Annotated in this window: 7 protein-coding genes; 3 read left to right on the top strand and 4 right to left on the bottom strand. The window is 38.0% G+C overall.

Going from position 1 to position 7,667, the window contains the following annotated elements; all coding sequences use genetic code 11:
* A partial coding sequence (locus AOC35_RS14755) for an ATP-binding protein (RefSeq protein ID WP_159077620.1) occupies positions 1–1,487 on the top strand: 1,487 nt, incomplete at its 5' end.
* A 56-nt stretch (positions 1,488–1,543) separates the two neighbouring features.
* Positions 1,544–2,290 carry an SDR family oxidoreductase gene (locus AOC35_RS14750; protein WP_108648426.1) on the top strand — a complete coding sequence of 249 codons (747 nt, stop codon included), beginning with the start codon at positions 1,544–1,546 and terminating at the stop codon, positions 2,288–2,290.
* On the opposite strand, the gene AOC35_RS14745 is transcribed toward AOC35_RS14750, so the two are convergent.
* Entirely contained in the window at positions 2,291–3,436 is a 1,146-nt protein-coding gene (locus AOC35_RS14745; RefSeq protein WP_108648425.1) for an alpha-hydroxy acid oxidase, read from the bottom strand.
* A gap of 39 nt (positions 3,437–3,475) precedes the next feature.
* Positions 3,476–3,760, bottom strand: a complete 285-nt coding sequence (locus AOC35_RS14740; protein WP_159077619.1) for an HU family DNA-binding protein — start codon at positions 3,758–3,760, stop codon at positions 3,476–3,478.
* A 122-nt stretch (positions 3,761–3,882) separates the two neighbouring features.
* Between AOC35_RS14740 and dacB the strand changes: the two genes are divergently transcribed.
* Positions 3,883–5,475: a D-alanyl-D-alanine carboxypeptidase/D-alanyl-D-alanine endopeptidase gene (dacB, locus tag AOC35_RS14735; RefSeq protein ID WP_108648421.1), complete on the top strand. Its 1,593-nt coding sequence runs from the start codon at positions 3,883–3,885 to the stop codon at positions 5,473–5,475.
* Here dacB and AOC35_RS14730 read toward each other — a convergent pair.
* Positions 5,453–6,493 (bottom strand): L-threonylcarbamoyladenylate synthase, encoded by a 1,041-nt coding sequence (locus tag AOC35_RS14730; RefSeq protein WP_108648419.1) that lies wholly within the window; start codon positions 6,491–6,493, stop codon positions 5,453–5,455. The genes dacB and AOC35_RS14730 overlap by 23 nt on opposite strands.
* Entirely contained in the window at positions 6,490–7,662 is a 1,173-nt protein-coding gene (locus AOC35_RS14725) for a 5-(carboxyamino)imidazole ribonucleotide synthase (RefSeq protein WP_108648417.1), read from the bottom strand. The genes AOC35_RS14730 and AOC35_RS14725 overlap by 4 nt, the downstream gene beginning before the upstream one ends.
* Positions 7,663–7,667: the final 5 nt, after the last annotated feature.

Here is a 7,667-nt window from a genome sequence, read left to right as displayed (position 1 = left end):
CTAAAACAAATTTTCTAGCAACAATTAGTCATGAAATTAGAAATCCTATTCAAGCCATTCTTGGAATTCATGAGTTTTTATTAAATGATGGTTCTATGCGTGGTGAAAATAAAAAATTATTAATTAGTGCCCACCATACTGCCAAATCACTCCTGGAAATTCTCAACCAAGTTTTAGATTTAACAAAACTAGAATCGGGTAAGTATCAACCTTCTTATTTACCAACTAGCTTGATTGACTTACTTGAAAATACGATGCAGTCTTATTCAGCATTAGCTAATGATCATAAAACCCAATTACATTTAATCGTTGATCCAACAATAGCTCCAAGCTTACTTATCGATCGTGTAAGGATCAGACAAGTTTTGCAAAATTTAATTGGCAATGCTGTGAAATTTACTAAAGAAGGTTCAATCAGCGTTACTTGCCAGGTCTTATGCGATAGTCATGCTGAGCAGTTAATTGAATTTCATGTTGCTGATACTGGATGTGGCATGAACCATCAAGACTTAGCAAGAATCATGGAGCCTTATGAGCAAGGGAACTCTCGACTGGGCTCTTCTATGCCTGGATCGGGACTTGGTTTAAGTATCACGAATAATTTATTGCAAATGATGGATAGTCACTTAACACTGATTAGTGAGGAAGACCTGGGAACTAGTGCTTCTTTTAAGGTATCTTGTAAAAGATCATCCGCACAAGCTCACCCCCTAAATAATGAACACTTAACTCTTACTAAAACCGAAAAATTACCCTTAGAAATGAGTACGATTTTAATCGTTGATGATTACGAAGTTTGTCGAGAAGTTTTGGCAAAGCAACTTATTCAATTGGGTTATAAAGTTCGGCAAGCCTCTAACGGTGAAGAGGCTTTAAAGGTTTTATCTGAGTTTACGATTGACTTAGTCTTAACCGATGAATCCATGCCGCAGATGCTTGGTTCTGAATTAGCAAGTTTCATCAACAGTCACTACAAGAATATTCCTGTTATTGTCCTAACTGGGCAAATACAGTCACTTAGTTCAACAATTCCATGCGTATCCCAATTTGTCATTAAACCTGTTGAATTGACCCACTTAAAGGAGATCATCTCTCACTCTCTAGGTTTAAGTGCTCCAAAATCTTGGAACCTGAAGTCTCTTTTTGAGTTCACAGGATCCGATGTGAATAATCAAATAGATATTCTAGAATCTTTAATGAAGTGTCAAAATCAAATCATTGCAGAACTTGCCCAAATTAATGCGGAGAGTAATCCTCAAGTAATCAGGCAACTAGTTCATAAGATTATTGGTGGAGCAAAAATTATTCAAGCTTTAGACGTCATTAAAGCCTGTAAACAAATTGATGATGCAAGCTTTTGCACTTTTGAGAATGCAAAAACTGCCCTGATTGATGCTTTACAAAACAATAATGAGGATATTCATAATTTTTTAAATACATTACTTTTAAATCATCGCATTAATACAAACAAAGAAAAAATTCATTAAGGCTCGTTGTATGTTAAAAACATGTTTAAATATTGAAATATTAAAAAGGAGACAATATGAATCAAAAAGTCATGCTCATTACTGGTGGAAGTAGGGGAATTGGTGCTGAAATTGCAAAAGGAGCTGCAAAACAAGGATACTTTGTTGTCGTTAACTATACAAGAGGCGCTAAGGAGGCCGAAGGTGTCGTCGAACAAATTATTAGTGCAGGTGGTAGCGCCGTTGCAATTCAAGCTGACTGCTCTAAAGAGGATGAAATTGTTCGATTATTTAAAGATGTAGATCAATATGGAAAGCTTGATGCTTTTGTTGCAAATGCTGGAATTATCGGTGGACAAAATCCAGTAACTGAAACTACCTTTGCCCAGCTGAGAGAGTTATTTGATATTAATGTCATCGGTCTAATGATTTCAACAAGAGAAGCAATTAAAAGAATGTCTACAGCATTAGGTGGAACAGGTGGCAGAATTGTTCTCATGTCATCCGTTGCCGCAAGAACTGGTGGAATTGCCCAAGAAATTCATTACGCAGCCTCAAAAGCGGCTGTGGACGGATTTTTAATGGGTTTAGCAAAGGAAGTTGGTAATGTTGGTATTCGCGTGAACGCTGTTCGTCCTGGACTCATTGGCACTAGCATTCATGACTTACATGGCGGCCGTGAAGTGATTGAAAAATGGGGTGCAGGTGTTCCCATGGCTAGGATTGGAGAGCCAACGGAAGTGGCCCAAACGGTTCTTTGGTTGTGTTCAGACCAATCGAGCTATGTTCATGGCGCCCTGATTGATGTATCTGGAGGGCGTTAATTAATAACTGCCATTTAACAAGATTTTTGAATCCACTTGCTTGACATCTCTTAGTCCGCAAAAAGCCATGGTAAGGTCTAATTCATTAGCAATAATTTCTAATGACTTAGTTACTCCAACCTCACCCATGGCTCCCAAACCATAAATATAAGAACGACCAATGAGTGTTCCTTTGGCCCCTAAAGCGAGGGCCTTAATAACATCTTGACCGGAACGTATTCCACTATCTAGCCATACTTCAATATCATTTCCAACGGCTTGAATAATAGAAGGTAATGCTGCAATTGTGGATGGAGCACCATCTAATTGACGACCGCCATGATTAGAAACAATAATGGCATCAGCACCAACATTTTTAGCTAAAACGGCATCTTCTGCATCCATAATACCTTTGAGGATCACTTTTCCACCCCATTGCTTTTTGATTGCTTCTACCTCTGACCAGTCTAATGAAGGATCAAATTGACCTGCGGTCCAAGCACTCAATGAAGACATATTATCAACACCTTGAACATGCCCAACGATATTACCAAAATCACGGTTTTTTGTACCTAACATTCCTAAACACCAGGATGGTTTAGTCATTAAATTTAGTAAATTTTTAATTGTAGGTTTTGGAGGAGCAGATAAACCATTCTTAATATCTTTATGACGCTGTCCTAAAATTTGTAAATCTAAAGTTATTACTAAAGCAGAACAATTTGCAGCTCGGGCTCTCTCTATTAAAGCTGAAACAAATCGTTTGTCTTTCATCACATACAACTGGAACCAAAATGGTGCTTGCGTTCTCCTGTAAACCTCTTCGATAGAACAAATACTCATCGTTGATAAACAATAAGGAACTCCAAACTTTTTAGCAGCATTTGCAGCCTGAATCTCTCCATCCGCAAATTGCATCCCAGTCATTCCAACGGGAGCTAAAGCTACCGGCATAGCAACCTCTTGCCCTAACATTGTTGATTTGATCGAGCGGTTAGCCATATTGATAGCAACGCGTTGACGAAATTTAATCGATTGAAAATCAGATTCATTTGCTCGATAAGTGCTTTGCGTCCATGAGCCAGAGTCAACATAATCATAAAACATGCGCGGTGCACGTTTTTCGTGGAGAACTCTTAAATCTTCAATATTGGTAATCGCGCTCAAGTTAAATCTCCTTCAAAGAATCCTTCCAATTGTAAACAATTACTGTTCATTGGTATTTAGAACCTCTTTAAAGCCTTTACCCGGAGAGAATTTAATGACATTTGAAGACTCAATTTGAATGATTTCTCCTGTCTTTGGATTGCGCCCTTGCCTGGCGGAGCGATGTTTTACTGAAAAAGTTCCAAAACCTGCTATTTGGATAGACTCTCCACCAACTAAAGTAGTTTCAATATTTCTTAATAACACCTGCAAAACAAGCTCACCTTTTGATAAAGGAATATCTGCTCCGATAGCAATCTCTTGGGCTAGGTTTAGTTTATTCAACAATTGTCTCCTATCTTTTTGTCTTCTATTAAAGACCTTATTTCAAACTTTTGAAAATGATTTTGAATTTATGCTTAAATGAAATCTTAGTTTAACGATGCTCGATTGCAGATTTGTTTCTAATGCTCAATTTTTTAAAGTTTAATTACATCCATCGGTCATTTCAATTAATAATTGGGGTAGGCCTTCTCGTTGCCTCCTACTCTCTCAACGCTTTCTCACGGGATGACTTTATTCCCCCTGAAGTTCAAAAAGTCTTAGTCAGTAAGAATATACCTAGCGATTCTTTTGCTTTTTCTGTCACATTACTCAACCCCGATGATAGTACTAAACACTTTCATTCTATCGGTTGGAATGCTGACTTACCAATGAACCCTGCTTCCACAATCAAACTATTGACCACGATTAGTGCATTGGATCAATTAGGGCCTGAGTATCGCTTCAAAACCAAGCTTTATTTAAAAGGTAAGATTGATCGTGGCGTTTTAGAAGGGCAGCTTTATGTTAAAGGATTTGGCGACCCCAAAATGGTGCCAGAAAGTTTAGTCAAGCTAATGGAGCAATTAAAAAGTCTAGGTGTAAACAAAATCAATGCTGACATCAGCTTGGATATGACCGCCTATAACCCTTCAGTAAAAGAATCTGCTCCCAATGATGGCGAAGAATCTAAATCTTATAATGTTTCTCCAAATCCTTTGTTGTATTCGTTTCAAACCATTTCTTTTCACCTAAGTGCAACTAAAAAAAATGTAGCTATTTCTTACACTCCCTTGCTCGCTAATTTTAAGGTAAATAATCGCCTTAAAATTTTTCAAGGCGATTGTATCGACTGGAGAAAAAATATTAAGCTTTCCTTATTTCAAGAAGATGATGAACAATGGGCTGCAAATTTTGATGGAAAACTACCAAGTAAATGTAATGATGTATTGTTCAATATCGTATCAATTCCCAATGATCAATTTTTCAAAATGGGCTTTATTTCCGTCTGGGAGTCAGTAGGTGGGACATGGCTAAAAAAACCAAACTTCCAAAACAATAAAGTTCCAAATGATACGCCGCTTATTTTAGAGTTTGCCGGTACATCGTTAAATGAAGCTGTGGTTGATACCAATAAGTTTTCTAATAACGTCATGGCTCGGCATATTTTTTTAACTCCGGCATTAGAGAATAATAAATTACAAGTATCGACGCTTGACGCAATTTCTCAAACACAAAAATGGCTAAAGGAACATCAATTTAATATGTCAGAATTGATATTGGAAAATGGCTCAGGTTTATCTGACATTGAAAGAATATCGTCTCAACATATGAACGATTTACTGAGATATGCCGCCACCTCGAAACATAACGATATTTTTATTAATTCTTTACCCATTGCTGGCGTTGATGGCACGATGCGCCATCGCTTAGTCAATCAATTCAAAAATTTCGTCAATAACGTTTTGCAAAAAAATACCTCACAAAGCACCGTTCCATTACCTGAAAAACTCCAACAAAGTGGTGCTTATATAAAAACTGGTTCGCTTCGTAATGTGCGTTCAATCGCTGGATTTGTGGTGAGTAAAAGCGGAAAAATATACGCAATTTCTAGCATGGTGAATCATATCAAAGCCAATGAAGGATTAAACATTGTGAATGACGCCTTAATCGTTTGGCTGTCTGAAGATGGTCCACTGAAAATCTCTGCCGATACTAAGACTTCCCAGATCCCTTAGCGGCCCGCTTTAATCGGTCTCTAATTGCATCCCATTGACTATCTAATGGTAAAGCTCGAATGTAAATAGTTTGATAGGATTTTTTATCCAGTTCTCTTAACAGACCATAAATTATTTTAGCTAAGTCTTTGGGATTACTCGGTATTGGGCGAACCTGAATGTTTTGTAAACTTGTTAAATCCTCATCCATCATACTCAGCCAAATACTATTTTCATTTTGCTCAAAAACCATCCCTACTAAGGGCTGCTCTATGATTTTTAATGGTGTCATCGGGGCATAATGTGCTAAATGACTGCCAGAATGTGCCACCAGTTTATCAATTACTTTTCCTACTAGAAGACCCGTTTTATCCTCAATATCTTTCACAGTAATCATCCCAGGACGCAAAATCCTGAGACCATGAGTATCGATATTTGTCAGATCAATAATGGTCGACTCAATACCTATCTCACAATCGCCAGCATCAACAATGACAAGATCAAACTCATTTGAAAATGAACGAGTTATCGGACTAAATTCTTCATAAACATGCTGCGCATTGGTTGGAGAAATTTTACCGAATCGATTTGCTGATGGTGCAGCAATACCAGTGCCTAATTCTTTTAATATTTCTATGGCAGTTTTTTGATTAGGGCATCTTAATCCAACGGTCTCATTACCACCAGTTACTTCTTTAATAACACCTTTGGCTTTCTGAAGAATCATGGTTAAAGGGCCTGGCCAAAAAGCTTGGGCTAAACGTAAAGCCTCGTTAGGGATGTCTCTAGCCCATGGTTCAAACTGGTTCAGCCAATGAAAATCCGTGTTTTCTTTTGCTGGAGGAATATGCACAATTAAAGGGTGATTTGATGGGCGGCCTTTTAACTGAAATATTTTTTCAACGGCTTTAGGATGGTCTGCTCTTGCACCTAATCCATACACTGTTTCAGTTGGAAAGCCAATCAATCCATCATGCTTTAGGTGATCTACACTTTTTGAAATATCAATTGATGTGTAACCAATTATTTCAATATTCATTCTATTGGAATACCTAAAATTTCCATTGCAAGGATTGCGTCTGACTTGGCTGACTCAATATTGTCAGCTAAAAAATTAATATGTCCCATTTTTCTAGCCAATTTTGGCTCAGTCTTGCCGTATAGATGTAATTTAGCACTTGGTATAGATAGGACTTTATCCCAAGCAGGTTGAATCATTTGATTGTTTTTATCAAACCAGATATCACCTAGTAAATTTAACATCACCACGGGTTGTATTAAGTCTGTTTTTCCAAGTGGTAATCTGGCTAAAGTCCTCACTTGTTGTTCAAACTGACTGGTAAAACAGGAGTCTAAAGTATGATGGCCTGAATTATGAGGTCTAGGGGCGATTTCATTCACAATCAAGGTACCATCCCCTAAAACAAAATACTCAACGCATAAAACTCCAACATAGTCCAATTCGCGGATAATTATTTTAGTGGCCTCTAAGATTTCATTTTTCTGCTCTTCAGTTAATGACGGGGCCGGTACAATACTTAAATGAAGAATGCCATTTCTGTGTTCATTTTGCGCAATCGGAAAGATAGCAACCTCATTATCAAAGGCTCTGGCCACAATGGCAGATACCTCAAAAGCAAGATTAAGTTTTTTCTCTAAAATGCACTCAACCTGACCTAGTTCAACCCATGCATTTTCTAACTCTTGGGAGCCTTTTACAGTCTTTTGACCCTTACCGTCATATCCTAATCTGGTAGTTTTTAAAATAGCTGGGAACATTTCGGTTGCAATACTCTTACAATCCTCTGGACGCGTAATAAGGCAATAGGGGGCCGTCTGAATCCCCGTTTTATTTGCACAGTTACTTAAAAAAGCCTTTTCAGCAGTTCGATTTTGGGCAATAGATACTGGCTGGCTGATTGGGGCGACATAAACATTTTGTTCAATTAACCAATCTAAGACTTTTGCAGGCACATTCTCAAACTCCGTGCTCGCAGCAACACAAGTTTTTGCAAACTCAGCCAATCCAACCTCATTTAAATAATCTGCCCGAATAAACTTTTGAGCAATCTTACCTGCTGGGCTATCTTCATCTGGGTCAAGAACGCAAACTGGATAGCCTAAATCTTGGGCCGCTTGAGAAAAGTAACGGCCTAACTGACCGCCACCTAAAATGCCAAGCCAACTAGGGGGAAAAAAAGGATTCATTGAAA

Source organism: Polynucleobacter rarus, from assembly GCF_003072505.1.
Taxonomy (GTDB): domain Bacteria; phylum Pseudomonadota; class Gammaproteobacteria; order Burkholderiales; family Burkholderiaceae; genus Polynucleobacter; species Polynucleobacter rarus.
This window is presented reverse-complemented; position numbering and strand designations above follow the sequence as displayed.